At 62.7% G+C, this 25,324-nt stretch carries 23 protein-coding genes, 1 tRNA gene and 1 riboswitch; of the genes, 7 read left to right on the top strand and 17 right to left on the bottom strand.

What is annotated here, in order from left to right:
- Positions 1-88 precede the first annotated feature (88 nt).
- Together ACU5AY_RS18350 and ACU5AY_RS18345 are read left to right on the top strand one after the other, a co-directional pair.
- Complete coding sequence (locus tag ACU5AY_RS18350) at positions 89-772, top strand: response regulator transcription factor (protein ID WP_261928461.1); 684 nt, start codon at positions 89-91, stop codon at positions 770-772.
- 12 nt (positions 773-784) lie between these two features.
- Complete coding sequence (locus ACU5AY_RS18345) at positions 785-1,240, top strand: cyclic nucleotide-binding domain-containing protein (protein WP_446827269.1); 456 nt, start codon at positions 785-787, stop codon at positions 1,238-1,240.
- Between the two features lie 12 nt (positions 1,241-1,252).
- Here ACU5AY_RS18345 and xth read toward each other — a convergent pair whose 3' ends face one another.
- The 6 genes from xth to ACU5AY_RS18315 all read right to left on the bottom strand — a co-directional run bounded on the left by xth (position 1,253) and on the right by ACU5AY_RS18315 (position 8,933).
- Complete coding sequence (gene xth, locus ACU5AY_RS18340; protein WP_446822486.1) at positions 1,253-2,056, bottom strand: exodeoxyribonuclease III; 804 nt, start codon at positions 2,054-2,056, stop codon at positions 1,253-1,255.
- A gap of 123 nt (positions 2,057-2,179) precedes the next feature.
- Entirely contained in the window at positions 2,180-2,824 is a 645-nt protein-coding gene (locus ACU5AY_RS18335; RefSeq protein ID WP_446827268.1) for an outer membrane lipoprotein carrier protein LolA, read from the bottom strand.
- A 94-nt stretch (positions 2,825-2,918) separates the two neighbouring features.
- The gene (locus ACU5AY_RS18330) at positions 2,919-5,630 is read right to left on the bottom strand and encodes a DNA translocase FtsK 4TM domain-containing protein (protein WP_446827267.1); all 2,712 of its coding nucleotides are present in this window, start codon (positions 5,628-5,630) and stop codon (positions 2,919-2,921) included.
- A gap of 293 nt (positions 5,631-5,923) precedes the next feature.
- Complete coding sequence (locus ACU5AY_RS18325) at positions 5,924-7,261, bottom strand: ammonium transporter (RefSeq protein ID WP_446822483.1); 1,338 nt, start codon at positions 7,259-7,261, stop codon at positions 5,924-5,926.
- 28 nt (positions 7,262-7,289) lie between these two features.
- A complete protein-coding gene (locus ACU5AY_RS18320) occupies positions 7,290-7,640 on the bottom strand; it encodes a P-II family nitrogen regulator (protein ID WP_315972606.1) in 351 nt (116 codons plus the stop codon).
- Positions 7,641-8,048: 408 nt separating this feature from the next.
- On the bottom strand, positions 8,049-8,933 hold the full coding sequence (locus ACU5AY_RS18315) for an acyl-CoA thioesterase (RefSeq protein WP_446827266.1): 885 nt from the start codon (positions 8,931-8,933) through the stop codon (positions 8,049-8,051).
- Positions 8,934-9,015: 82 nt separating this feature from the next.
- Here ACU5AY_RS18315 and ACU5AY_RS18310 point away from each other — a divergent pair, with 82 nt between their 5' ends.
- The gene (locus ACU5AY_RS18310) at positions 9,016-10,230 is read left to right on the top strand and encodes a ubiquinone biosynthesis hydroxylase (protein WP_446827265.1); all 1,215 of its coding nucleotides are present in this window, start codon (positions 9,016-9,018) and stop codon (positions 10,228-10,230) included.
- Positions 10,231-10,236: 6 nt separating this feature from the next.
- Here the strand turns inward: ACU5AY_RS18310 and ACU5AY_RS18305 are convergent, their stop codons facing one another.
- The 4 genes from ACU5AY_RS18305 to ACU5AY_RS18290 all read right to left on the bottom strand — a co-directional run bounded on the left by ACU5AY_RS18305 (position 10,237) and on the right by ACU5AY_RS18290 (position 12,759).
- Positions 10,237-10,425: a Trm112 family protein gene (locus tag ACU5AY_RS18305; protein WP_446822480.1), complete on the bottom strand. Its 189-nt coding sequence runs from the start codon at positions 10,423-10,425 to the stop codon at positions 10,237-10,239.
- A gap of 7 nt (positions 10,426-10,432) precedes the next feature.
- The gene (locus ACU5AY_RS18300) at positions 10,433-11,116 is read right to left on the bottom strand and encodes an LON peptidase substrate-binding domain-containing protein (RefSeq protein ID WP_446822479.1); all 684 of its coding nucleotides are present in this window, start codon (positions 11,114-11,116) and stop codon (positions 10,433-10,435) included.
- Between the two features lie 126 nt (positions 11,117-11,242).
- Positions 11,243-12,157 carry a thioredoxin gene (gene trxA, locus ACU5AY_RS18295; RefSeq protein ID WP_446829058.1) on the bottom strand — a complete coding sequence of 305 codons (915 nt, stop codon included), beginning with the start codon at positions 12,155-12,157 and terminating at the stop codon, positions 11,243-11,245.
- Positions 12,158-12,249: 92 nt separating this feature from the next.
- Complete coding sequence (locus tag ACU5AY_RS18290; protein WP_446822478.1) at positions 12,250-12,759, bottom strand: prolyl-tRNA synthetase associated domain-containing protein; 510 nt, start codon at positions 12,757-12,759, stop codon at positions 12,250-12,252.
- 259 nt (positions 12,760-13,018) lie between these two features.
- Between ACU5AY_RS18290 and ACU5AY_RS18285 the strand changes: the two genes are divergently transcribed.
- Positions 13,019-13,093: transfer RNA gene (locus tag ACU5AY_RS18285), tRNA-Gly, on the top strand.
- Between the two features lie 138 nt (positions 13,094-13,231).
- Here ACU5AY_RS18285 and ACU5AY_RS18280 read toward each other — a convergent pair.
- Both ACU5AY_RS18280 and ACU5AY_RS18275 read right to left on the bottom strand, forming a co-directional pair.
- Entirely contained in the window at positions 13,232-14,401 is a 1,170-nt protein-coding gene (locus tag ACU5AY_RS18280; RefSeq protein WP_446827264.1) for a CaiB/BaiF CoA transferase family protein, read from the bottom strand.
- A complete protein-coding gene (locus ACU5AY_RS18275; RefSeq protein ID WP_446827263.1) occupies positions 14,401-15,609 on the bottom strand; it encodes an acyl-CoA dehydrogenase in 1,209 nt (402 codons plus the stop codon). The genes ACU5AY_RS18280 and ACU5AY_RS18275 overlap by 1 nt, the downstream gene beginning before the upstream one ends.
- A gap of 272 nt (positions 15,610-15,881) precedes the next feature.
- Here ACU5AY_RS18275 and ACU5AY_RS18270 point away from each other — a divergent pair, with 272 nt between their 5' ends.
- The gene (locus ACU5AY_RS18270; protein ID WP_446827262.1) at positions 15,882-16,292 is read left to right on the top strand and encodes a DoxX family protein; all 411 of its coding nucleotides are present in this window, start codon (positions 15,882-15,884) and stop codon (positions 16,290-16,292) included.
- A 69-nt stretch (positions 16,293-16,361) separates the two neighbouring features.
- On the opposite strand, the gene ACU5AY_RS18265 is transcribed toward ACU5AY_RS18270, so the two are convergent.
- From ACU5AY_RS18265 to thiB, 5 genes are all read right to left on the bottom strand, one after another.
- Positions 16,362-17,378, bottom strand: a complete 1,017-nt coding sequence (locus ACU5AY_RS18265; protein ID WP_446827261.1) for an NAD-dependent epimerase/dehydratase family protein — start codon at positions 17,376-17,378, stop codon at positions 16,362-16,364.
- 125 nt (positions 17,379-17,503) lie between these two features.
- Positions 17,504-18,988, bottom strand: coding sequence for a M48 family metalloprotease (locus ACU5AY_RS18260; RefSeq protein WP_446827260.1), 1,485 nt, complete (start codon positions 18,986-18,988; stop codon positions 17,504-17,506).
- Between the two features lie 277 nt (positions 18,989-19,265).
- On the bottom strand, positions 19,266-19,940 hold the full coding sequence (locus ACU5AY_RS18255) for a thiamine ABC transporter ATP-binding protein (RefSeq protein WP_446827259.1): 675 nt from the start codon (positions 19,938-19,940) through the stop codon (positions 19,266-19,268).
- Positions 19,933-21,561, bottom strand: a complete 1,629-nt coding sequence (gene thiP, locus ACU5AY_RS18250; RefSeq protein WP_446827258.1) for a thiamine/thiamine pyrophosphate ABC transporter permease — start codon at positions 21,559-21,561, stop codon at positions 19,933-19,935. The genes ACU5AY_RS18255 and thiP overlap by 8 nt, the downstream gene beginning before the upstream one ends.
- Before the next feature lie 7 nt (positions 21,562-21,568).
- Positions 21,569-22,552 (bottom strand): thiamine ABC transporter substrate binding subunit, encoded by a 984-nt coding sequence (gene thiB, locus ACU5AY_RS18245; protein WP_446829057.1) that lies wholly within the window; start codon positions 22,550-22,552, stop codon positions 21,569-21,571.
- Between the two features lie 66 nt (positions 22,553-22,618).
- A riboswitch (TPP riboswitch) is annotated at positions 22,619-22,733 on the bottom strand.
- A gap of 105 nt (positions 22,734-22,838) precedes the next feature.
- Between thiB and ACU5AY_RS18240 the strand changes: the two genes are divergently transcribed.
- Both ACU5AY_RS18240 and ACU5AY_RS18235 read left to right on the top strand, forming a co-directional pair.
- Positions 22,839-23,483 carry a thiamine diphosphokinase gene (locus tag ACU5AY_RS18240; RefSeq protein WP_446827257.1) on the top strand — a complete coding sequence of 215 codons (645 nt, stop codon included), beginning with the start codon at positions 22,839-22,841 and terminating at the stop codon, positions 23,481-23,483.
- 3 nt (positions 23,484-23,486) lie between these two features.
- The gene (locus tag ACU5AY_RS18235) at positions 23,487-25,310 is read left to right on the top strand and encodes an ABC-F family ATP-binding cassette domain-containing protein (RefSeq protein WP_446822469.1); all 1,824 of its coding nucleotides are present in this window, start codon (positions 23,487-23,489) and stop codon (positions 25,308-25,310) included.
- Positions 25,311-25,324: the final 14 nt, after the last annotated feature.

Raw genomic sequence — 25,324 nt, 5'->3', positions numbered from 1 at the left:
ATCCCGGAAAAACCGGTACACCATTCCCTGATTTGCCAGAACGATTTTTCGTCCGGCGGTCAGCCATTGCTCGAGAAAAGGCACACGCATGACAGCCCGTACCATCTTGCTGGTCGATGACGATGACGATCTCAGGGAGACGCTGACGGAACAGCTCTCGCTCTATGACGAATTCAACATTCTTCAGGAAGCGACGGCAACCAAGTGTATCCAGACCGCGCGCGCCAACCCGGTCGATCTTCTGGTCATGGATGTCGGCCTGCCGGACATGGACGGCCGCGAGGCGGTGAAGCTCCTGCGCAAGGGCGGCTTCAAGGCGCCGATTATCATGCTGACGGGCCACGACACCGATGCCGACACGATCCTCGGCCTGGAAGCCGGCGCCAACGACTACGTCACCAAGCCGTTCCGCTTCGCCGTCCTGCTCGCCCGCATCCGGGCGCAGCTCCGCCAGCACGAGCAGAGCGAGGACGCGACCTTCAACATCGGCCCCTATCTGTTCAAGCCGAGCCAGAAGCTCTTGACGGACGAAGCCGGCAAGAAGATCCGGCTGACGGAAAAGGAAGCCGCGATCATCCGCTTCCTCTATAGGGCCGAGCAGAAGGTCGTCACCCGCGACGTGCTGCTGGAGGAGGTCTGGGGCTACAACTCCGGTGTGACAACCCACACGTTGGAAACCCACGTCTACCGCCTGCGCCAGAAGATCGAACGCGATCCGTCCAATGCGGAAATTCTCGTAACCGAAAACGGCGGTTACAAGATCGTACCGTAGGATCCCCGCTGAATGGCGCTCAACACCGATATCAACATTCTGTCGAAAGTGCCGCTGTTCAAGGGACTGAACGGCGATCAACTGCGGCTGATCGCATTCGGCGCTGAACATCTGCACTTGAGCGCCGGAGGCGTTCTCTTCCGCCAGAACGAACCGGCCGACTGCGCCTATGTGATCGTCCATGGCAGCCTGCAGATGCTTTCCGTCGACCGCGCCGGGAACCAGGAGGAACAGGCGATCGCCCTGCCGGGATCGCTGATTTCGGAACTGGCGCTGATTTCCGCCGTCAGCCGCAAGCTGACCGCCGTGGCACGCGAGGACTGCGAACTCCTGAAGATATCCCGCGCGCTCTTCTATCGGCTGGTCGAGGAATATCCCGACATCGGCGGCATCGTCGAGGAACGCCTCAGGGAAAACTTCAGCGCCCTCATCAGCCGCATCGCCTCGATGCGGCATCGCTTCCAGTAACGGCTTATCTGCTCAAATATCGAAATGTGCCGTAACCGGGACGTGGTCTGAAGGCCGCTCCCAGCCGCGCGCTTCCTTCAGCACATCGACCCGTGTCAACGCCGGCGCCAGATCCGCCGACGACCAGATATGGTCGAGGCGGCGACCACGATTGGCGGCTTCCCAGTCCTTGGCGCGGTAGCTCCACCACGTGTAGAGCTTTTCCGTCATCGGCACGTGCTGGCGCATCAGATCGACCCAGGCGCCCTTCTGCATGACCTCCAGAAGCCCCTCGGTCTCCACCGGCGTGTGGCTGACGATCTTCAGAAGCTGCTTGTGCGACCAGACGTCTTCCTCATAGGGCGCGATGTTGAGATCGCCGACGAGAATGGACGACACGCCTGCATCGGCTTCGGCATGCAGCAGCTTCATCTCCTCGACGAAATCGAGCTTGTGGCCGAACTTGGGATTGATCGCCCGGTCCGGCTCGTCGCCGCCGGCCGGCACATAGAAATTGTGCAGCCGGATCTTGCGGTTGGCCTTCTCGAAGACGACCGAAACGTGCCGTGCGTCACCTACCTGGCAATAGTCGCGGCTGGCAATCTCGGTGATCGGAATGCGCGAGGCGATCGCCACGCCGTGATAGCCCTTCTGGCCATGGATCGCCAGATGCTCGTAGCCGAGCGCCTTCAGCGGCTTTGAAGGGAATTGGTCGTTGGAGCACTTCGTCTCCTGCAGGCAGATGATATCCGGCTGCTGGGCCTTCAGGAACTGCTCCACGATGGGCATGCGCAGCCGCACGGAATTGATGTTCCAGGTGGTGATCGAAAGTGTCATGGCGGGCCTCGTCGGATTGCCCCAACGGTTTAGGCAAATTTGCCGGCCTTGAACAGGAAAGGCGGTGCAGCCTTTCGGCGCACCGCCTCTTATCCACAGGGGCGTCGTCGAGACGACCTGAAGTCAGCGTCCGCGACGGACCTCGTCATAGGGGATCTCGAACACCCGGCGACCGAAATCAACGCCGGTCTGGACGTTGAGGATCATCACCGTCGTGTCCTTGCCCTGCGCGTCGCGGATGGTCCACTGGCGCAGGTCGAAGGTCTTCGGATCGAACATCATGGTGATGGTGGAATCGCCGAAAATGGTCTTGTTGCCCATGACGATGGTGGTGAGATCCTGTTCCGACTTCACGCCGCGGACCATGTCGTCGGACAGGTCGATGTGGTCGGCCAAGAGCAGGCTGAGCGGCGTCTTCGACAGCGGATAAAGTTCCCATGTGCCGAGCTTCATGTTGCCGATGACGACGGCCTTGCCATCCGAAATGACGCGCATCGGCGACGGATCGGCATAATTGAACCTGAGCTTGCCGGGGCGTTCGATATAGAACTTGCCGCCGGTCTGATCGCCACGGGGGCCGAACTGCACAAATTCGCCCATCATGGTTTTGACCGAGGAGAAATGATCGGCGATCTTCTGGGCGGACGCGCCTTCAGCCGTCGCCGCAAAGGTCGGACGGACGGACGCAAAGAGGGCGGCAGCGGCCAGGCTTCCTGCGAACTGACGCCGTGTAAGACTATAAGCCGGAAGACTTTTTGTGTTTTTCATATCGTTTTCCTTGCACAGACCCACCGTTTGCCAATCAAACTAGGCTTCTTCGTGACATCGGCAAGGCGCTGACCTCACCTTTTCGTGTCCCCGATCAGTTGTGGCCTTCGATGATGTCCCGCTCCGTCGGCACCAGGATTTCACGCTTTCCGGCATGGTTGGCCGGGCCGATGATGCCCTCCTGCTCCATCCGCTCGATGAGCGAAGCGGCGCGGTTGTAGCCGATGCCCAACCGACGCTGGACGTAGGACGTCGAGGCCTTGCCGTCGCGAAGCACGATGGCGACCGCCTGGTCGTAGGGATCGTCCGAATCGGCAAGATTGGAGGTCCCGGACGGCCCGCCGCCCTGATCGTCATCCTCGTCGTCATCCGCAGTGATCGCGTCCAGATATTCCGGCGCGCCCTGCGTCTTCAGGTAGCTGACGATCTCTTCGACTTCATTGTCGGAGACGAAGGGACCGTGGACGCGCTGGATGCGCCCGCCGCCGGCCATGTAGAGCATGTCGCCCATGCCGAGCAGCTGTTCGGCGCCCTGCTCTCCGAGAATGGTGCGGCTGTCGATCTTCGACGTCACCTGGAAGGAGATACGGGTCGGGAAGTTCGCCTTGATGGTACCGGTGATGACGTCGACCGACGGACGCTGCGTCGCCATGACGACGTGAATGCCGGCGGCACGCGCCATCTGCGCCAGACGCTGGACCGCGCCTTCGATGTCCTTGCCGGCGACCATCATCAGGTCGGCCATTTCGTCGATGATGACGACGATATAGGGCATGGCCTGCAGGTCGAATTCTTCCGTCTCGTAGATCGCCTCGCCCGTCTCGCGGTCGAAGCCGGTCTGGACGGTGCGGGTGATCTGCTCGCCCTTGGCCAGCGCCTGCTCGACCCGGCTGTTGAAGCCGTCGATATTGCGCACGCCGATCTTGGACATCTTCTTGTAGCGGTCTTCCATCTCGCGCACGGTCCATTTCAGCGCGACGACGGCTTTCTTCGGATCAGTGACGACCGGCGACAGCAGATGCGGGATGCCGTCATAGACGGAGAGTTCCAGCATTTTCGGGTCGATCATGATCAGCCGGCACTGTTCCGGCGACATGCGGTAGAGCAGAGACAGGATCATGGTGTTGATGGCGACCGACTTACCGGAACCGGTGGTACCGGCGACCAGCAGGTGCGGCATCTTGGCCAGATCGGCGATGACGCTCTCGCCGCCGATCGTCTTGCCGAGCGCCATGGCGAGTTTCGCCTTGCTGGTCTCGAAGTCGCGGCTGGCGACCAGTTCGCGCAGATAGACCGTCTCGCGCTTCTGATTTGGCAATTCGATGCCGATCGCGTTGCGGCCGGGAACGACGGCGACACGCGCCGAGATCGCGCTCATCGAGCGGGCGATGTCGTCGGCGAGGCCGATGACGCGGGACGACTTGATGCCGGGTGCCGGTTCCAGCTCGTAAAGGGTGACGACCGGGCCGGGACGCACATGGATGATCTCGCCCTTGACGCCGAAATCTTCCAGCACGCCTTCCAGCATGCGGGCATTCTGCTCGAGCGCTTCGGGGGACAGAGTCACATCGCGCGCTATGCTCTTCGGCTCGGCCAGCAGGTGGACGCTCGGCAGCTGGAAGCCGTCCGGATCGATGAACGAGCGCTGCGCCTCGCGAACAAGCCGATTGCCGGGCTTGGGTGCTGCGGCCGGAGCGACGACGCGTGCGCCGGAAGGAGCAGCAGCGGCAGGTGCCGCGGGGGCGATCCGGGCAGGCGAAGGGACCGGCTGCGGCTGGACACGCGGCGCGACCCGCTGCGGCTCCACATCGAACGGCGGATCGTCGTCGTATTCGTCCTCGTCATCGACCGAGATCGAGGGCGCGGAGACCACATGGCGCGTTGCGGGGGCGTAGCCCGCATCGAGTTCCGGTTCGCGACGATCGAAACCGCCACGCACTTCCGGTTCCACGACCGGCGGTGCGTTCAGCGTCACGAATTCCTCGTCGTTGAAATCATAAGGCTCGCCCGGATCGAAGGTCGACCTGCCACTGCTGAACTTCAGGCCCAGGCGTCGCGAGAACCAGGCGCGAACGGTGTAGGCGTAGTGCGCCAGCGCGCCAAGCGCGAGGAGCCCCGTGCCTTCGCGCTCGTCGTCTTCATCCTCTTCGTCATCGCGGCTGCTTTCGGCGATCGTCCGTGCCTGCGGCTTGGAACCCGGCATCTCGATGCGCTCTTCGCGCACCGGCGCTTCCTTGCCGACGAAGCCTGCCGCGAATGCGTAGAGCCAGAGCGCCGGCACCGCGAAGATGGTGGCAAGCACCATGGCGAAAGTGCCGGTCGGATAGGCCCCGACGAAAAGCGCCGGGAACCGCAGGATCATGTCACCGAGGAAACCGCCGGTTCCGTTGGGAATCGGCCAGGTGACCGGCGCCGGAAAGCAGCCGACGACGGCCGCAACGAGAATGGAGCCGACGATCCAGGCGATGACACGGGCCGGAACGCGGTTGACAGGACGGCCGGCAATCAGCGCCAGCGACCAGGAGAGCACGGGCAGCAGCGCAAAGACGCTGGCAAGGCCGAGGGACTGCATCACGAGATCGGCGAACACCGCCCCCGCGGAGCCAAGGATGTTCGTCGGCCGGTTGTCGGTCGCATAGGACAGGCTCGGATCGTCCACGTTCCAGGTCGCCAGCGCGGCGACCGCCAGAGCCAGGACGATGAAAATGCCGAGCCCGGCGAAGGTCTTCACCTGCCGCAGGGCGAACCCGGTCAGGGAAAACCGATCCGCGCGACTGTCCATTGCTGCCGAAGTGCTTCTGCCCATACCTACAATCCACTTTTACTCAAAGACGGTCGGGTGGGACGAGCATGCAGATGGCGATCCGCAACGGATGCGGCGACGGCGGCATGATCTCGAGACCCCAGCCCGGATTCCGGGATATGCTAGGGACCGTAAACCACGGCGGTTAATGCCACATTAACCATGCACACCTAGGCAGCCGGCGGGCAAAAAAAGACCCGGACCTTTGTCAGGCCCGGGCAAGGAAGCTCCGGGTGAACCGGAACCGCTTATTGCAGATTGGCAGACGGCGCGGCCAAAGCCGCGCCGTCCAGGCATTAGGAATGATAGGCTGCTTCGCCGTGCGACGAGAGGTCGAGACCTTCGCGCTCGGCTTCCGGCGGAACGCGAAGGCCGATGACGATGTCGGTGATCTTGAACAGCACGGCAGAACCGATACCCGTCCACAGGATCGTGACGAGAACGGCCTTGGCCTGTACGACCACCTGGCTGGCGACGGAGAAATCCTCCGCACCCGTGCCACCGAAGGCGCTGGACGTCAGGACGCCGGTGGCGATGGCGCCGAAGATGCCGCCGATGCCGTGAACGCCGAAGACATCCGCGGTGTCGTCATAGCCGAACTTGTTCTTCACGACCGATACGAAGAAGTAGCAGAGCGGAGAAACAAGCGCGCCGAGCACGATCGCACCCATCGGGCCGATGGTGCCGCAGGCCGGGGTAACGGCAACCAGGCCGGCGATCATGCCGGAAGCTGCACCCAGCATGGAAGCCTTGCCGCGGGTCATCTTTTCGACGAGCGACCAGGACAGCGTTGCAGTTGCGGTGGCAACGAAGGTGTTGACCGCAGCGAGCATTGCACCGCCCGTTGCTTCCAGGTTGGAACCGGCGTTGAAGCCGAACCAGCCGAACCACAGCATCGCAGCGCCGATGAAGGTCATCGTCAGCGAGTGCGGAGCCATCATGTCGCGACCAAGGCCTTCACGCTTGCCGATCATCAGCGCGCCGATCAGACCGGCAACACCGGCGTTGATGTGAACGACGGTACCGCCGGCGAAGTCGAGAGCGCCCCAGCCGAAGATCAGGCCATTGGCATCCCAGACCATGTGGGCAACCGGGAAGTAGACGAAGGTGACCCACAGGCCGCAGAACAGAACGGCGGCGCCGAACTTGATGCGCTCAGCAAAGGCACCGAGGATCAGGGCCGGGGTGATGGCTGCGAAGGTCATCTGGAACAGGATGAAGATGTATTCCGGAATGACGGCGTCGGAGAAGGTCGCGGCCGTGCTATCCGGCGTCACGCCGGACAGGAACATCTTGGCGGTGCCGCCCCAGAACGCGCTGGTGCCGCCGCCGAAGGCGAACGAGTAGCCGTAGAGTACCCAGATGATCATGACCGTGCAGGCGACAACCGTGCACTGCATGAGCATGGACAGCATGTTCTTGGTGCGCAGCAGGCCGCCATAGAAGAGAGCGAGGCCCGGAATGATCATGAACAGCACGAGCAGGGTGCTCAGGAACATGAAGGCGGTGTCGCCCTTGTCCGGAACGGGAGCAGCGGCTGCGGCATCCTGGGCAACCGCTACGACGGGCGCAAGAAGGGCGGCGGAAGCAAGGCTTACACGGCCGAGAATGGAAGAAACTTTGGAAAACGACATAATGAGAAAACCCCCTTGTGGCCGTAACTTATAGCGCTTCGGAATCGGTTTCGCCGGTGCGGATCCGGACAGCCTGATCCAGCGTGTAGACGAAGATCTTGCCGTCGCCGATCTGGCCGGTCTTGGCGGAGGAGCCGATGGCTTCGATGGCCTTTTCGACCATGTCGGAGGAAACGGCGACTTCGATTTTCAACTTGGGCAGAAAGCTGACGGCATATTCGGTGCCGCGGTAGATTTCGGTATGCCCTTTCTGGCGGCCGTATCCCTTCACTTCGGTAACGGTCAGGCCCTGAATGCCGACAGCCGTGAGAGCTTCACGCACTTCGTCGAGCTTGAACGGCTTGATAATGGCCATAATGATTTTCATCTGACATCCCATCCTTTTCTTGCATCGCAGTTGCGGTGCAGTCTGATCCAGCCGCGCAATCACATCTGCAGCCAGCCGGATATATCCATACAAGCGGCGTGCCAGTTTTCGCGTCGCAGGCCTGGGGATGGAAAAAAGATTCATGGAACGCGTCGTACGGGCCCGTGAATCAGGGATGTGACAGTAAGGAAAGCTTAAAAGAAGGTGAATCCGCCTGCCGGCAGCGGGCGCTCAGAGTTGCCTCATGGATAGGCACCAGAAGGCAGATGTCGTAAATTTGCCATTTTATTGCCCTGAAAATAGGCAAATTGATTATTCGATACGCAAGATAGCCTGCCTCGGAGCATCACTTCGTACCGACACGCCGCCGACGGCAGCCCTCATCCTTCGAAAATTGGGAAGTGGCCCTTGGGTCGGACGTCAGGCAGGCGTGCGGCGACGAATCAGGCCTTCCTGCGCCACCGAGGCAACCAATGTGCCGTCGCGGCTGTAGAGGCTACCTCGTGTCATGCCGCGTGCGCCAAAGGCCGACGGACTGTCCTCGACGTAGAGAAGCCAGTCATCGAGCGTGCACGGGCGGTGAAACCACATGGCATGATCGAGGCTGGCAGCCTGCACGGACGGATCGAAGACCGAAACGCCATAGGGAAACAGCGACGTATCGAGCAGCGTCATATCCGACAGGTAGGCCAGCACCGCGGCCTGGAAATGCCGCATGTTCGGCACCGGCCCGGTGGCACGAACCCAGACATCCTGGAACGGTGAAAGCTTCTCCTTCGAAATATAGTGCTTCAGCGAAACCGGCCTGAGCTCGATAGGCCGCTCTCGTGCCCAATAGCGCCGCACCGGCTCCGGCGCCTGTTCGAGATAAAGCTCCTTGAACTGCTGTTCGGGAATCAGCTCTTCCGGCGACGTGACCTGAGGCATGTCGAACTGGTGATCGAAGCCGGGCTCATCGATGTGAAACGAAGCCGACATGGAGAAAATCGGGTTGCCATGCTGGATCGCCAGCACCCGGCGATTGACGAAGCTCGCGCCATCGAGCGGCCGCTCGACCTGGTAGACGATCGGCACCGACGGATCGCCGGGGCGCATGAAATAGGCGTGCAGCGAATGCACGAACCGGTCTTCCGGCACCGTGCGCTGCGCCGCCATCAGCGCCTGACCGATCACCTGCCCGCCGAACACCCGTTGCCAGCCGACCTTCGGGCTGTTGCCGCGAAACAGGTTTTCCTCGAGCTTTTCGAGATCCAGCGTCGCGATCAGGGTTTCCATCGCCGTGGGCTTCTCGTCTTCTCGCGACATTTTGGACCGTCTCCATGCAATAGGAACTTTGTTGGGTTTCATCTATATAAGAGCGCAACACATTCTCAAGAGGAGCAGACCGATGCTGGATATCGTGATCGCAGGTGGTGGCTATGTAGGGCTTTCCGTGGCTGTGGCAATCAAGCAGGCGGCTCCCAACCTCGCGATCAAGGTGATCGAGGCGGCGCCGCCCGGCGTATGGCAGAAGGAAGAGCGCGCCTCCGCCATCATCGCCGCGGCTTCGCACATGCTGGAAGTGTTCGGCGTGTGGGGAGATATCGAGCCGGAAGCGCAGCCGATCGAGAAGATGATCGTCACTGATTCGAAGACCGGCGATCCCGTGCGCCCGGTGTTCCTGACCTTTGACGGCGACGTGGAGAAAGGCCGGCCCTTCGCCCACATGATCCCCAACAAGGTCATGGTCGGCGCGCTGCTGAAAGCCTGCGACAGGCTGGACATCCCGGTGATCTACGGCACCACCGTCGCCTCCTTCCAGAACGGCGACGCCGACGTCACCGTTCAGCTGAGCGACGGGCAGGAGCTGAAAAGCCGGCTCCTGGTCGCCTGCGACGGCGCGCGCTCGAAGCTCCGCGACATGGCCGGCATCAAGATCGTGCGCTGGGATTACGGCCAGTCCGGCATCGTCACGACCGTCGAGCACGAGCGTCCGCATAACGGCTGCGCCGAGGAACATTTCCTGCCCGCCGGCCCGTTTGCCATCCTGCCTTTGAAGAACAACCGCTCCTCGCTGGTCTGGACAGAGCGGACGGAAGACGCCAATCGGCTGGTGGCCTCCGACGATTTCATTTTCGAGGAAGAACTGGAGCGCCGCTTCGGCCACAAGCTCGGCGCGCTGAAGGTCGTTGGCGACAAGAAGGCCTTTCCGCTCGGCCTGACCCTGGCGCGCTGCTTCATTGCGCCGCGGCTGGCGCTTGCCGGCGACGCCGCCCACGGCATCCACCCGATTTCCGGCCAGGGCCTCAACCTCGGCTTCAAGGATGTCGCAGCGTTGGCGGAGACGATTGTGGAAGCGTCGAGGCTTGGCCTGGATATCGGGTCAGTGAACGTGCTCGAGCGCTACCAGACCTGGCGCCGCTTCGACACGTTCCGCATGGGCGTGACGACCGACGTCCTCAACCGCCTGTTCTCCAATGACATTGCGCCGGTGCGCATCGCCCGCGACTTCGGCCTCGGCCTTGTGGAGCGGATGCCGATGGTCAAGAGCTACCTGATCGGCCAGGCGGCCGGCGTCAATGAAAAAGGAAATCCCCGCCTGCTGGTCGGCGAGCCGATCTGACGGCGCTCAGTCCTCGATCGTCCGGGCTTCAGATACCAGCATGATCGGAATCCCGTCACGGACGGGATAGGCGAGCCTTGCCTTTTCGGAAATGAGCTCGTTGGCCTTGCGGTCGAACGTCAGCCGTCCCTTGGTCAGGGGACAGACCAGAAGCTCCAGCAGTTTCGGATCGACGTTTGAGAGCTTGTCGGCCATGTCCACCCTACTGCAGCAGGGGATCGCTGCCGCCGCAGCTGCGGGCAAGCAGGATTTCGGTGATGGCGATCAACGTCTCGGCCCGCGTCTTCAGGTCCGGCGCCTCGAGTAGCGCCTGCTTCTCCGCCGGCCCGAATGGCGACATCATCGACAGGGAATTGACGAGGCTGCGATTGCTCGCATGCGCGATACTGTCCCAGTCAGCGTCGAGCTTGTTGGCGTCGAGATAGGCGCGGAAGGCCGCCAGCAGCCCCTTGCGGTCGACCAGCTTGTCCTCTTCGTCCGACATTGAAAGATCTGTGACGAACGGCATGCAGTGGACCCGGCGATACGGTCGGCCACCCTGGATTTCGTCCATCACCCGGAAACGGCAGATGCCGGTCAGCGAGACGATGTAGCGCCCGTCGCCTGTCTCGGCAAACGAGGTGATACGACCGATGCAGCCGACCGAGCAGAGGTCCGGCTTGTCGCTGTACTTGTCCTTGATCTCTTCGCCGCAGAGCGCTGGCTGTACCATGCCGATCAGCCGGGAGCCGGCGAGCGCGTCGTCGAACATCGACAGATAGCGTGGCTCGAAGATGTTGAGCGGCATCTGTCCCATCGGCAACAGCAATGCGCCGGAAAGGGGGAAGACCGGAACCGTCTCGGGTAGATCTTCGCGCTTTATATACCGTGCGTTGCCCGCATGCATTGCATGACGTCCTGTGCTGTTCCTCTTGTCGTCCAAACGCTGTTTTCGTCACAACGCGTATCTGCAAAGATGGCCCCTGCAGCAGAAAAAACAAGGGTCGTCAGATCAACGCCGGAGCTTCCCTCCTCAGGAGAAGAGAAGCGTCGAGAGCTTGCGCCGTGCGGCAATGGTGGCCGGATCCTTGAAGCCCCAGGCATCGAAGAATTCCAGGAGCTGGCGGCGTGCCGCATCGTCGCCGAAAGTGCGGTCCTTGCGCATGATCAACAGCAGATGATCGGCCGCCTCGTCGCGGTTGCCCTGCACATTCAGGATCTTTGCTAGCTTCATGCGCGACTCGTGATCGTCCGGGTCGAGCGCCAGCTTGTGCTCGAGTTCCGCCGGATTGCCAAGCTTGCGAGCCTCTTCGAACTGCTCGAGCTTCTTGATCACCGACTGGATATCCGCATCCGCCATCAGCTCGTCGCCGATCTGGTCGAGCAACTCCCTGGCGCGCTCCTGCTGGCCGGCCGCAATCATGCAGCGGGCAATGCCGGCGATCGCCTTGGGGTTCTCCGGATCGGCCTGCATCACGGCGCCGTAAAGCTGGCCGGCCGAGTTGAAGTCGCCATCCGCCAGAAGCTGGTCGGCTTCTTCCAGCACGCCGGCGATCTCGGCAGCCTGATCGGCGCCTTCCGGTCCGGAAATTTTCTCGATGAACTGGCGGACCTGGCTTTCCGGCACCGCGCCCATGAACCCGTCGACCGGCCGGCCGTCGACAAAGGCGATGACGGCCGGGATCGACTGCACGCCTAGCTGTCCTGGAATGGCCGGATGATCGTCTATGTTGAGCTTGACGAGCTTGACCCGGCCGCCAGCCTCGGCGACCACCTTTTCGATCACCGGCGCGAGCTGCTTGCAGGGGCCGCACCAGGGCGCCCAGAAGTCCACCAGAACCGGCTGGTTGCGCGATTCCTCGATGACATCCTTCATGAAGCCGGCCGTCGTCGTGTCCTTGACATGGCCGCCCGTCGGCGCCGCGCCGCTGTTGACCGATCCACGCATCACGCCGTTGCCGTATCCACCGTAGGGATTGTCGAAGCCGCTCATTGGAATCTCCCGTGCCGGCCCGCCGAGGGCCGCTTTAAACTTGGCCTTTAGATGTTGAGCTCGCCGGTCACTTTCAAGACGAGCGGCTCATGTCCCGTCGCCCGCATGAAGGCCATGAGGTCATCGCGTCCGATCGACGTCGTCGCATCGTTCGAAAGCGGATGGCAATTGATGATATCATGCTCCATCAACTCTTCGTCGAGAATGAAGGTGACATTCTTGCCGCCATCGTTGATCGCACCGAACGCCGTGACGGAGCCCGGCAGCACGCCGAGATATTCCATCAGCTTCTCCGGTTTGCCGAAGGACACGCGGCTCGAAGCCCCGATCACCTTGTGCACGGCCTTCAGGTCGACCACCGCATTCTCCTCGACGGTCAAAAGGAAATACTGATCCTTCTTGTCCTTGACGAAAAGGTTCTTGGTGTGGCCGCCGGGGATCTCGTCGCGCAGGGAGACGGACTCGGAGACCGTGAACACCGGCTCGTGCGTCTTGGTCGAATGCTTGATCCCCAGATCGTCGAGGAAACGGAAGAGGTCGTCGGCTGTTTTCGGCATGCGCTTGTTCGTCTGCATTGGTTCGCGCCGGTCATCCGGCTCATCGTCCTCTGATACGAGCCCCGTCGGTATTTGGCAATCGCACTTTGCGGCAAACCCCAGAACCCCTGCCGTTCAACGGCTTTCGCGGACCGCCAAAAATTTCTTCGCCGATTTGTCTTTTACCTGTTGCATTTGGAAATTGGTTGAGCCATATAGCGCCCGTCGCCGCAAGCGACACACCTCGCAGCCAACCACTTACCCCGGCTGCGAACGATGAGCGGGTGTAGCTCAGGGGTAGAGCACAACCTTGCCAAGGTTGGGGTCGAGGGTTCGAATCCCTTCGCCCGCTCCAGTTTCTCCGAAAATCGAGAATGACAGACGAGTGCGCTGACGCGCACGTTTCGTCATTTTGGCACGCCTTCTCCAGACGTCGCATGCAGATGGAGAGATTTTGCGCGGCCGTCATCCGGCCGCGCTCCAATTCAATTTCTCAACGCTTGTCCTCGTCCGAAGCAAATCCCCATTCGCCTGCACCGAGTGCCGGGGCGGCCTTGTCGAGCGCCATGGGGCTGCGTGACAGCTGGATGGGGGTTCTAAGACCCGGCAGGCCTTCGGGCTCGATCTTCAGGCCGCGGGCGGCGATCTGCTTGTCGCCGATCGCTTCGGCGACCGTGTTGATCGGGCCGCCGGGAACGCCGGCAGCCTCGAGCGCGGCGATCAGTTCATCTTTGGTGCGAGCTGACGTCTTTTCCGAGATCATGGCGGCAAGCGCCACCCGGTTTTCCACGCGCGCCGGATTGGTCGCATAGGCTGGGTCGGCGGCAAGACCGTCGAGCCCCAGCATCCTGCACAGCGCGGCAAACTGCCGGTCATTGCCGCAGGCGATGATCAGGTGTCCGTCCGAGGCCGGAAACACCTGGTATGGCACGATGTTGGGATGCGCATTACCCATGCGGTGCGGCACCTTGCCGCCGGCGAGGAAATTCATCGCCTGGTTGGCAAGAACGGCAACACCGACATCGAGCAGCGACAGGTCGACATGCTGGCCGAAGCCGGAGCGTTGACGCTCCGCAAGCGCCGCCTGAATGCCGATCACGCCGTAAAGCCCGGTGAAGATATCGATCCAGGCGACACCGACCTTCTGCGGCTCGCCCTGCGGCTCGCCGGTCAGGTCCATGATCCCGCACATGCCCTGGATGAGGAAGTCGTAGCCGGCGGTCGCGGCGCGCGGCCCGTCCTGGCCGAAACCCGTGACGGAGGCGTAGACGAGCCGCGGATTGAGCTTCGAAACGCTCTCGTAATCGAGCCCGAACTTCTTCAATCCGCCGACCTTGAAGTTCTCGATCAGCACGTCGGCCTCTGCGATCAGCGCCTTGACCCGGGCGAGATCCTCCGGATTGGCGAAATCGCAGACGACGGAGGACTTGCCGCGATTGGCGGCGTGGAAATAGGCGGCCACCTTTTCGGTGCCGCCCTTGCCGTCAGGCCGTTCGATGAAGGGCGGCCCCCAGGTGCGGGTGTCGTCGCCGCCGGGGCTCTCCACCTTGATCACCTCGGCGCCGAGGTCGGCGAGCGTCTGGCCGGTCCAGGGACCGGCAAGGATGCGGGCCAGCTCGACGACCTTGAGGCCTGCAAGCGGCGCTGCGCGCGAAGCCGTCATCAGAAGAACGCCTGGATGCCGGTCTGGGCACGGCCGAGGATCAGCGCATGAACGTCGTGCGTGCCCTCATAGGTGTTGACCGTTTCCAGGTTCTGCGCGTGACGCATGACGTGGTATTCGATCTGGATGCCGTTGCCGCCGTGCATGTCGCGGGCCTGGCGGGCGATGTCGAGCGCCTTGCCGCAATTGTTGCGCTTGACGATCGAGATCATTTCCGGCGCGAAACGGCCGTCGTCCATCAGACGGCCGACGCGCAGCGATCCCTGCAGGCCGAGCGCGATTTCCGTCTGCATGTCGGCGAGCTTCTTCTGGAAGAGCTGCGTGCCGGCAAGCGGCTTGCCGAACTGGTGGCGGTCGAGGCCGTACTGGCGGGCGCGCAGCCAGCAGTCCTCGGCGGCACCCATGACACCCCAGGAAATGCCGTAGCGGGCGCGGTTGAGGCAGCCGAACGGACCGCCGAGCCCCTCGATGTTCGGCAGAAGCGCATCCTCGCCGACCTCGACATTGTCGAGCACGATCTCGCCGGTGATCGAGGCGCGCAGCGACAGCTTGCCACCGATCTTCGGCGCCGAAAGACCCTTCATGCCCTTCTCCAGCACGAAGCCGCGGATCTTGCCGCCATGCGCTTCCGATTTCGCCCAGACGACGAAGACGTCGGCGATCGGTGCGTTCGAGATCCACATCTTCGAGCCGATCAGGCGGTAGCCGTCATCGGTCTTGATCGCACGCGTCTTCATGCCGCCCGGATCGGAGCCGGCGTCGGGCTCGGTCAGGCCGAAGCAGCCGATGAATTCACCGGACGCAAGCTTCGGCAGATACTTCTTGCGCTGCTCTTCCGAGCCGTAGGCATAGATCGGAAACATCACCAGCGAAGACTGGACGCTCATCATCGAACGATAGCCGGAATCGACACGCTCCACTTCGCGCGCCACGAGGCCGTAGGAAACATAGGAGGCGCCTGCCCCACCGTATTCCTCCGGCACCGTGACGCCAAGCAGGCCGGCCTTGCCCATTTCGCGAAAGATCTCCGGATCGGTCGTCTCGTTGAGATAGGCGTCCTCGACCCGCGGCAGCAGCCGGTCGGTTGCAAACCCGGCGGCGGCATCACGGATCATCCGCTCTTCGTCGGACAGCTGGTCGTCGAGGAGAAAGGGATCCTCCCAGGCGAATGCCCCGCCTTTGTGGGAGTGAGCGGAATTGGCTGCCATCGGAGTTCTCCTTCAGAAAATTGCGGTCATCAGCTTAGCGGCTCGATTGATGATGTACATAGCCATTGGACCGGCGAAGCAACAACGCTGATTTGTCGTTGGATGATGCATGGCATGCATAGGCTGGAGGGGGTTCCCCAAATGAACTCGCGGAATTTCACATTGCCGTGAGGCGACCAAAAACAGGATATTCCTGCTCATATTATCTGCTATCGACCGCTGCAGGACATGGTTTCGTCCATTCACGCCACAAGCACATTGATGAGGATTTCATGAGCAGTTCGAATTTTGCCGCCGCACTTACCGCAAGGTCTCCCCTTGTCCTGTCGATCCTGAGGATCGTCACCGGCCTCACCTTCATGGAGCACGGCACGCAGAAGCTTTTCAACTTCCCGGCATCCGAACGCGGTGCCGTCGAGCTCTTCTCCTTCTTCGGCTTCGCGGGCACTCTGGAATTCGTTTTTGGTGCGGCCATCATTCTCGGCCTTTACACTCGCGTCTCCGCCTTCATTCTGTCCGGCATGATGGCCGTCGCCTATTTCATGGCCCACTTCCCGAAGAGCTTCTTCCCCGTCCTTAACGGCGGCGACGCGGCGATCCTTTTCTGCTTCGTCTTCCTGTACCTCGTCTTCGCCGGCGGCGGCTCGCTGAGCCTCGACCGCAAGATCTTCAATCGCGATTGAAGCAAAAGAAAACGCCGCGGCCAGAGGATGGTCGCGGCGTTTCCGGTTTCAGTGGCCCTTTGCGGCGGGCTATTCGAGCGCCCGGCCCTGGTCGAGATACCATTCAACGAAGGCCTTCACGCCCTCTTCGACCGTGGTCGACGGCGTATAGCCCGTCAGCGCCTGCAGGAGATCCGGAGCGGCGAAGGTGCGCGGCACGTCGCCCTTCTGCATCGGCAGCATCTTGCGGATCGCCGGCTGTCCCATCGCCTTCTCGATCGTTTCCACGAATTCCATCAGCCCGACCGGCTGGCCGCCACCGAGATTAACGACACGGAATGGCGCCTGGTGCGACAGCGTATCGGTCACACCCGGCTTGGTGACGCGGTTCGCCTCGGCCGGCGCAATGGCGGAGAGCCGCGCGATCGCCTCGACCAGATCGTCGATATAGGTGAAATCGCGGCTCATCTTGCCTTCGCCGTAGATCTCGATCGGCTGGCCGTCGAGCATCGCCTTGGCGAACTTGAAAAGCGCCATGTCCGGCCGGCCCCAGGGACCGTAAACGGTGAAGAAGCGGAAGGCCGTGATCGGGAACTTGTGGAGATGGGCATAGCTGTGCGCCATCAGCTCTGTCGCCTTCTTGGTGGCGGCGTAGAAGGTCAGGGGCTCGTCCGTCTTGTCGCTTTCACGGAAGGGAACCTCCGGATTGGCGCCGTAGACGGATGAGGTGGACGCCAGCATCAGATGGCCGATCTGCAGCTCCTTCGCCAGCTCCAGGATGTTCCAGGTGCCGACAAGGTTGGAATCCAGATAGGCCTTGGGATTTTCGAGGCTGTAGCGCACGCCGGCCTGGGCCGCGAGGTGGATCATCACATCCGGCTTGGCATCCATCACCGCCTCGCGCAGGAAGCCGTTGTCCTCCAGCATGCCGATCCGCCCGGCAAAGGACGGAAACTGCGCCAGCGCCGCGTTGCGCGCTTCCTTGAGCTTGAGGTTGTAGTACCGGGTCATCCCGTCGATGCCGAACACCTCGTGTCCGTCTTCCAGGAGACGCCGTGCGAGGTGAAAGCCGATGAACCCGGCCGTACCGGTGATGAAATAACGCATGCCCGCTTCCTCATTCGCTTCAAAGGCCCTGCAATGCCGGGCCGCGGAGCGCGGTCTAGCGCATTGCGGCACGGATGAAAACCCGCACCTGCGGTTCGCGGCGCCATGCCGCGCGAGGCAAGGAACTATTCCGAGACGATCTTGACGCGCTCGCCCGGCGACAGGACCTTGCCGGACGGGAAGCCGTTGATGAGCTTGAAGAGCTCGAGCTTGCGCTCGGTGCCCATCATCCGGCCCGAGAGACTGCCGATCGTATCGCCCTGCGCGACGGTCACGACGCGGATGCGCAACGGTTTCAGGCTTTCGATTTCCGCCGGCGTCATCCGACGGAAGCTAGAGCGCACCGTTTCGGCGACCTGCGGCAAGCGCGGATCGCCCTTCGGCACGGCGGTGAGGATGCGGTAGATCTGCTTGCCGTCGCGAATGACGGTAACGTCGAAGTCCCATTTGTCGGCCGATGCCTTGGCGTTTGCCGCCTCCAGGCCGTTGATCTTCAGCGTCGTGATGCTGGCCGGGTCGAGACCGGCCACCCATCCGCTGGAAATGTAGTTCGACAGGCTCTGGCGGCGGTTGTCTGTCACGCCATCGAAGCGGATTGCCACATCGCCGGGGCCGGTCGCCAGCACCGCCTCGACCTTGTTGTCGATATGGAAGCCTTCCGGCACCGTGAAGCGGATGCCAAGCTTGCCGTGCATGAAGGTCTGGCCGCGGACATAGCCTTCCTGCGGGCTGTCGCCGAAAAGCAGGCCGTCGATGCCGTCGAGATAATAGCCCTGCCCGACATCGCCGACGCTGCCCTCGGGCCCGAAGGCGCGGGCATGGCGGCGGGCAAGTTCGATGCGCTGCGGCGCGCTTGGATGGCTCGAAAGGAAGTCGAGGCTCGGATCGGAGTCCGGATCGCTCGACTGGAAGCGGGCATAGGCCTCCATCGCATTGAGGAACCGGGCGGCGGCATAGGGGTCATAGCCGGCTTCGCCGAGCGTGCGCACGCCGATGAGGTCGGCCTGCAGCTCCTGGTTTCGCGAGAAGGCGGCAAGGCGCAGCTTGCCGCGGGCAAGCGCCTGCTTGCCGGCAAGATCGCTGGAGAGCACTTCGGCGACAACCTGGCTGGCGATCACCTCCGCCTCTTCGCGCTTCTGCCGCTCGATGCCGTGATTGGCCGTCACATGCGCCATTTCATGCGCCAGCACGGCCGCCACTTCCGACGCGTCGTCGGCAAGCGCCAGCAGGCCGCGGGTGACATAGAGATAGCCGCCCGGCAGAGCGAAGGCATTGATCGCGGGCGAATCGAGAATGGTGATGCGGTAGGACTGCTGCGGATTTTCGGAGACGGCGGTCAGCGATCCGGCGATCCGGGCGACAAGCCGTTCCGTTTTCTCGTCCTTGTATTCGCCGCCGTAGCTCGCGACGATGCGCGGATGCTCCCGTGCGCCCATCTGCGCACGCGGGTCGTCCTTCTGGACTTCCTCGACGATCTGCGGATTGGAGGAGGGCGCGACATTGGCTTCGTAGGTCTGATCGAGAAGCGACTGGCAGCCCGAAAGGGCAAGCGTCACCACGAGCACGGACAGACGGCCCGCACGCTTGATTTCAACAAACGCAGGTTCCATCGCCCGAGCAGCGAAGGCCTTGAACCTCGGCTGACGTTCCCTCGTAAGCAGTTCCGCAGTCTCCCTGTTCACGCCGCGCGACAACGCATTGGCGAATCTCTCAAAACCCGTCAGCCTTCACAGGTCCGATCGCCCACCCTCTATCCGATTTCCCGGCGATTTGCCTAGAGGATCGCAATCATTCCGCTCAACCGTTGCAAAGCTGCAAGCGTCAGGGACCTGATCGGCTTGCCATCGGGTGGCGTCCAAATTGTGGCGATGCAGGTTTCAGCCGCAATTATACCGGTACGACGGGTTTCAGGCGACCCAGTCGACCTTCAACAATAGGAACGATTGCGTGTGCGATCTGTTCCAGTTCGGCTCGATCATGGCTGATCATCAGCACGGTCTTTCCGGTTTCCGCCTGCAGATCCCTGAGAAGATCCGCCATGGTGCGGCGCAGGTCCGGGTCGAGCGCGGCAAAGGGTTCGTCGAGGAGCAGGTAAGGCCTGTCGCGCACGAGCGCCCGGGCAAACGCGACGCGCTGGCGTTCCCCGCCCGAAAGCGAACCGGGCAATCTTTTCTGGAAACCGGACAATCCGACCCGCGCAAGCGCGTCGCCGACCCGTTCGCGGTCACCCTGCGTCAGCCGCATTGACGGGCTGATGCCGAGGCCGACATTGGTAAAAAGGTCGAGATGGGCGAACAGGTTGTTGTCCTGGAAGATCAACGAGACCGGGCGCTCGGCCGGTGCCAGTTCTGTCACGTCGCGACCACCCAGCCAGATCTGGCCCGACTGCGGCGTCTCGAAGCCGGAAATCAGATTGAAGAGCGTCGACTTGCCGGCGCCGGAGGCACCGGTGACCGCGGTGATCCGGCCGGCGGGAAACTCGCCGTCGAACAGAAAGTCGCGGTTCCCCAGGGTGAGCCGCACATCCGCGAGGCGGATATCGTTGACTTCAGCCCTATCCATCCCGGCTCTCCTTTTCCGCACCCTGGCCGACCGTACCAGCAACCGTCAATGCCAGGCAGACGACGCCGAGCAGCAGCGCCAGCCCATCGGCATCCGCGGTGCGATAGCTGCCAAGCCGGCTGAACAGCAGCCATGGCAGCGTCATGAAGCCGTCCGAGCCGAACAGCGCCACCGCGCCGAGGTCGCCAAGCGACAACGCCATTGCGAAGGACAGCGCCATCAGAAGCGCCTTGCGCAGCAGAGGCCAGTCGACCAGCCGCAGTTTCGACAGGCCGGACATGCCGAGGCTGGCGCTGAGCCGTGCCGTCCGCTGGCGGTGGACCTCGACCGCCGGATGGAGGATGCGCACCACGAACGGCAAGGCCATCACCGTGTTGATCAAGAGGACGAGATAGGGTGCCGCCGACGTGGTGACGCCCACCGACCGCAGGACGAGAAACCAGCCGGTACCAAGAACGACCGGCGGCACCAGCAGGACGAGTGACGAGGAAGACCCGATCGCCGTTGAGAAGGCTCTGGCGACAAGCGTTCCGCCGCCGTCGGTCTCCAGCTGCGCACGCACGAGCGCAATCCCGATAAGCACCGCAAACAAGCCGGAGAAGAAGGCGATCGTCAGGCTGGTCACCGTTGCCTGCCAGAAGACGGGTTCGCTCACAAGCCTGGCGAGATCGGCACGCATGCCGGCCGCCGCAACCATGGCCAGCGGCGACAGTACGAAAGCGGTCGCGACGGCAATGATCGCACCGTCGACAGCCTTCGCAGCAGGCGGCCGGGCATCCGGCCGGCGTGCAGTTCGACCGGTCGTCGTTCCGTGGTCCTCCGGCACCGGCAGGAACGCCATCAGCGACAGGAGAATAGCAGTAATGACGATCTGGATGACGGCCAATGAGACGGCGCGGCCGGGATCGAAATCGAAACGCAGCGCCTGATAGATTGCCACCTCAACCGTCGTCAACGCCGGACCGCCACCAAGTACCAGCACCAGCGTGAAGGAGGTGGCGCAGAGCATGAAGATCAGCCCCGCGACACCGGGCAGGTGCCGGCGCATGACCGGCCACTCGACGAAGCGGAAAATGCTCCCGGAGCGCATGCCGAGCTGCGCCGACAGGAGCCAGTATTCGTTCGGCACGCGATCGAGACCGGCCACCAGATAGCGGACGGCGAGCGGCATGTTGAAGAAGACATGGGCGAGCAGGATGCCTGACAATCCGTAGATGTTTACGGGACTGTCGAGGCCAAGACCGAGGAGAGCCTTGTTCAGCATGCCCTGCCGACCCCAGAGACCGAGCAGGCCCAGAGCGCCGATCAGCACCGGCAGGCCCATCGGCACGGCCATCAGCCGCAGCACCCAGACACGGCCCGGAAACTGTCTTTGACGTGCGAGCGCGCGTGCCACGGGAATGGCGAACAGGATGGAAAGCGCAGTGGAGAGGCCAGCTTGCCACAACGTGAAGATCAGTACGCGCCGGATATAGGGATCGCCAAGCGGCGAGATCGACAGGCCCGATCCGCCGTAGCTCAAGAGCGATCCGATCGCCACGCCGACGAACAGTGAGAGGCAGGCGAGGCCCATGGCCCCGCCGATGATCGCACCTCGTCTGTCCCGGCCGGCAATCTGCATCGAAACGTCAGTTGACCGCCATCGCCGCCAGCCATTCGTCGATCCAGGCCTTGCGGTTCTTCTCGACAGTGTCGGGGTCCATCAGGAAGGTTTTGTCCGGATGGACAAGCGTGTCGAAGGCGGCCGGAAGCGGCGCGGAAGTCGGGGCTGCCGGCATCATCCAGTTGGTTTCCGGAATGATGTCCTGGAAGGTCGGGCTCACCATGAAGGTCAGGAACTGCCGGGCGAGATCCTTGTCGGCCGCCGTCTTGGTCACACCCGCAACCTCGATCTGGATGTAATGGCCTTCGGAGAAGCTTGCCGCCTGGTAGCGGTTCTCGTTCTCGGCGATCATGTGATAGGCCGGAGACGTGGTGTAGGACAGCACCATCGGCGCCTCGCCCTTGGTAAACAGGCTATAGGCTTCCGACCAGCCCGGCGTCACCGTCAGCACGCGGTCCTTGAGCTTGCCCCATGCCTCCGGCGCCTTGTCGCCGTAGATCGACTTCACCCAGAGAAGCAGGCCGAGGCCCGGCGTCGACGTGCGCGGATCCTCGATGACGATCTTCTGCGACGGATCTCCCTCGACCAGGTCCTTCATGCTTTTCGGCGGTTCGGCCATCGACTTGGTATCGTAGACGACGGCAAAATGACCGTAGTCATAGGGGACGAAGACGTCGTCGGAGAAACCGCCCGGAACCGAAACCTTGGACGTGTCCACCTCCGCCGGCACGAAAAGCCCGGTCGACTTCGCTTCGGCGATGAGGTTCGTGTCGAGCCCGAGCACGACGTCGGCCTTGGTGCCTTCGCCCTCCAGCTTCAGCCGCGTCAGCAGCGCAACGCCGTCCTCGACACCAACGAATTTGACTGTGCAGGCGCAGGTCTTCTCGAAGGCTTCCTTGACCTTGGGACCCGGGCCCCAGTCGGCAATAAAGCTTTCGTAGGTGTAGACGGTCAGCACCTTGTCCGCGGCAGATGCCGGCAGAACGAATGACAGGGCCGCAACGGCCATGGTGAGCGAAATCGTCAGTCTGCGCATCAGGCGCCTCCTTATGTTTTACATGTTGGGATAGCGCGCTGATGAGATGCGTCTAATCCCTCCGCCGGTGTTAGCCGGATCAGGTTCTGCGGGTTGGCCTCAGGCCTCTCAGCGCCATTCCAGCATCGTGGAAGGTGCACCCCGTTAGATCTGCCGCGAGATTTACTGTGCCGGCGGCTTTATGACAAGGAAATTCGACGATTGCCGCCGCCGGTTTCCCTTTCCATTGCCGGCGATTTTGCGCTATTGCGCTTGTCCCATGACGCTCTTCACCATTCTTCTCGGCGGCGACCTTGCCGTAACCCCGCGGCTTGAGGCGGCCTCTGCCGGCGCGCGCTACATTGCCGCCGACGGCGGCATGCGACACGCCCGTGCGCTCGGCATCACGCCGGAGCTCTGGGTCGGCGATTTCGATTCCTCCACCGAGAGCCTGAAGAAGAACTGGCCGGACGTGGAGCGCCGTGATTTTCCGCCAGCGAAAGCGGCGACCGACGGCGAACTCGCGGTGCAGGTGGCGCTCGAACGCGGCGCGACCGCACTCGTTCTTGCCGGCGCGCTGGGCGGCGAGCGCTCGGATCATGCGCTGATGCATCTGCTGCACGCCAGTCACCTGGCCGAGAGCGGCCTCGACGTGCTGCTGACGTCGGGAATCGAGGAGGCCTATCCGCTGCTTCCGGGCGACCGGGAAATCGATCTGCCGCGCGGCAGCCTCTTCTCCGTGCTCGGACTGACGGCACTGTCCGGCCTGACACTTGCCAATGTCCGCTATCCGCTGCAGGCCTTTGCCTTGCCGTTCGGATCGACGCGGACGATTTCCAATGTGGCGGAAGGCCCCGTGCGCCTGTCGCTCAAATCGGGCCGGGGCATTTTCCTCGCCCGCCCCTATGACATGACAGGAGCCTGACCTTTGGCGCCCCCCATTCTCAAACTCGACGACATTCACTTGAGCTTCGGCGGCGCGCCGCTTCTCGATGGCGCCGGCCTGCAGGTCGAGCCCGGCGATCGCATCTGCCTTGTCGGCCGCAACGGTTCGGGCAAGTCGACGCTCCTGAAGATCGCCGCCGGCCTTGCCGAAGCACAGTCGGGCGAAGTCTTCCGTCACCCGTCCGCCACCATCCGGTATCTGGAGCAGTCACCCGATTTCGGCGACTTCGCCACCGTGCAGGCCTATGCAGAGGCCGGCCTCGGCCCCGGCGATGATCCCTACCGCGTCACCTACCTGCTGTCGCATCTCGGATTGACCGGCGAGGAACATCCTTCGACGCTGTCGGGCGGCGAAGCCCGTCGCGCGGCGCTCGCCCGCGTCATGGCGCCGGAGCCGGATATCCTGCTCCTGGACGAGCCGACCAACCATCTGGACCTCACCACCATCGAATGGCTGGAAGGCGAACTGAACGGGAGCCGCAGCGCGCTCGTCGTCATCTCGCACGACCGCCGCTTCCTCGAAAAGGTCTCCAACGCCACCGTCTGGCTCGATCGCGGCACTTCGCGCCGTCTCGACCGGGGCTTCGCCTTCTTCGAGGAATGGCGCGACAAGGTGCTGGAAGAGGAAGAACTCGAGCAGCACAAGCTCGGCCGCGCCATCGAACGCGAGGAACACTGGCTGCGTTACGGCGTGACCGCACGACGCAAGCGCAACGTCCGCAGGCTCGGCGAACTGCACGCCATGCGCGCCGAGCATCGTTCGCATCGCGGCCCGCAGGGCACGGTGCAGGCAACGGCGGTGGAAGCGCGTGAATCCGGCAAGCTCGTCGTCGAGGCGGAAAAGATCACCAAGAGCTTCGGCGACAGGACGATCGTTCAGCCGTTTTCGACCCGCGTCCATCGCGGCGACCGCATCGGCCTAGTTGGCCCCAACGGCGCCGGCAAGACGACGTTGCTGAAGATGCTGACCGGACAACTGGCGCCCGACAGCGGCACAATCAAGCTCGGCACCAATCTGGAAATCGCCACGCTCGACCAGAAGCGCGAGGACCTGAACCTCGAGGACACGCTCGCTCACTACCTGACCGATGGTCGCGGCGAGAACCTGCTCGTCAACGGCGAGCAGAAGCATGTGACCGGCTACATGAAGGACTTCCTGTTCCAGCCGGAACAGGCGAGGACGCCGATCCGCAATCTGTCGGGCGGCGAACGGGCACGGCTGATGCTCGCCCGCATTCTGGCACGGCCGTCCAATCTCCTGATCCTCGACGAACCGACCAACGATCTCGACATCGAGACGCTCGACCTTTTGCAGGAGATCGTTTCCGGTTTCGCGGGAACCGTCATCCTTGTCAGCCACGATCGTGATTTCCTCGACCGCACCGTGACCTCGACCATCGTTCCCGCCAATATCGAGGCGCCAGACGGACGCTGGATCGAATATGCCGGCGGCTATTCCGACATGCTCGCCCAGCGCAGGGGCGCCGAGCAGGAACGCAAGAAGGCGGAAAAGGCAGCCGAGAAACCGAAGAGCGATCAGCAGGCGAAGCCGGCCGCCGACAAGAACAAGGGCAAGCTGTCCTACAAGCAGAAGTTCGCGCTCGAAAACCTGCCGAAACAGATGGAAGAGGCCGAAGCCAAGGCGGCGAAGATCGAGGAGAAGATGGCGGACCCGAACCTCTTTACCAAGGACCCCGCCGGCTTCAACAAGCTTGCCGCCGAACTCGAGGCCCTTCGCGCGAAGATCACCGCCATGGAGGAAGAGTGGCTGGAGCTGGAAATGCTGCGTGAGGAGATGGAAGGCTGAGCACGAGTTTCCGC

This window comes from Rhizobium sp. PAMB 3174 (assembly GCF_052908375.1).
This window is presented reverse-complemented; position numbering and strand designations above follow the sequence as displayed.

Coding starts and splice junctions, on each gene's coding strand:
- ACU5AY_RS18265 (WP_446827261.1), bottom strand. CDS start 17,378: ATGCGTTATTTCATCACCGGTACGGCCGGGTTCATCGGCTTTCACCTC.
- ACU5AY_RS18345 (WP_446827269.1), top strand. CDS start 785: ATGGCGCTCAACACCGATATCAACATTCTGTCGAAAGTGCCGCTGTTC.
- xth (WP_446822486.1), bottom strand. CDS start 2,056: ATGACACTTTCGATCACCACCTGGAACATCAATTCCGTGCGGCTGCGC.
- thiB (WP_446829057.1), bottom strand. CDS start 22,552: ATGGCCGTTGCGGCCCTGTCATTCGTTCTGCCGGCATCTGCCGCGGAC.
- ACU5AY_RS18325 (WP_446822483.1), bottom strand. CDS start 7,261: ATGTCGTTTTCCAAAGTTTCTTCCATTCTCGGCCGTGTAAGCCTTGCT.
- ACU5AY_RS18315 (WP_446827266.1), bottom strand. CDS start 8,933: ATGTCGCGAGAAGACGAGAAGCCCACGGCGATGGAAACCCTGATCGCG.
- ACU5AY_RS18330 (WP_446827267.1), bottom strand. CDS start 5,630: ATGGGCAGAAGCACTTCGGCAGCAATGGACAGTCGCGCGGATCGGTTT.
- ACU5AY_RS18280 (WP_446827264.1), bottom strand. CDS start 14,401: ATGACGGCTTCGCGCGCAGCGCCGCTTGCAGGCCTCAAGGTCGTCGAG.
- ACU5AY_RS18335 (WP_446827268.1), bottom strand. CDS start 2,824: ATGAAAAACACAAAAAGTCTTCCGGCTTATAGTCTTACACGGCGTCAG.
- ACU5AY_RS18320 (WP_315972606.1), bottom strand. CDS start 7,640: ATGGGATGTCAGATGAAAATCATTATGGCCATTATCAAGCCGTTCAAG.
- ACU5AY_RS18310 (WP_446827265.1), top strand. CDS start 9,016: ATGCTGGATATCGTGATCGCAGGTGGTGGCTATGTAGGGCTTTCCGTG.
- ACU5AY_RS18275 (WP_446827263.1), bottom strand. CDS start 15,609: ATGGCAGCCAATTCCGCTCACTCCCACAAAGGCGGGGCATTCGCCTGG.
- thiP (WP_446827258.1), bottom strand. CDS start 21,561: ATGCAGATTGCCGGCCGGGACAGACGAGGTGCGATCATCGGCGGGGCC.
- ACU5AY_RS18350 (WP_261928461.1), top strand. CDS start 89: ATGACAGCCCGTACCATCTTGCTGGTCGATGACGATGACGATCTCAGG.
- ACU5AY_RS18255 (WP_446827259.1), bottom strand. CDS start 19,940: ATGGATAGGGCTGAAGTCAACGATATCCGCCTCGCGGATGTGCGGCTC.
- ACU5AY_RS18305 (WP_446822480.1), bottom strand. CDS start 10,425: ATGGCCGACAAGCTCTCAAACGTCGATCCGAAACTGCTGGAGCTTCTG.
- trxA (WP_446829058.1), bottom strand. CDS start 12,157: ATGCGTGGATCGGTCAACAGCGGCGCGGCGCCGACGGGCGGCCATGTC.
- ACU5AY_RS18270 (WP_446827262.1), top strand. CDS start 15,882: ATGAGCAGTTCGAATTTTGCCGCCGCACTTACCGCAAGGTCTCCCCTT.
- ACU5AY_RS18300 (WP_446822479.1), bottom strand. CDS start 11,116: ATGCATGCGGGCAACGCACGGTATATAAAGCGCGAAGATCTACCCGAG.
- ACU5AY_RS18260 (WP_446827260.1), bottom strand. CDS start 18,988: ATGGAACCTGCGTTTGTTGAAATCAAGCGTGCGGGCCGTCTGTCCGTG.
- ACU5AY_RS18290 (WP_446822478.1), bottom strand. CDS start 12,759: ATGCCGAAAACAGCCGACGACCTCTTCCGTTTCCTCGACGATCTGGGG.
- ACU5AY_RS18240 (WP_446827257.1), top strand. CDS start 22,839: ATGACGCTCTTCACCATTCTTCTCGGCGGCGACCTTGCCGTAACCCCG.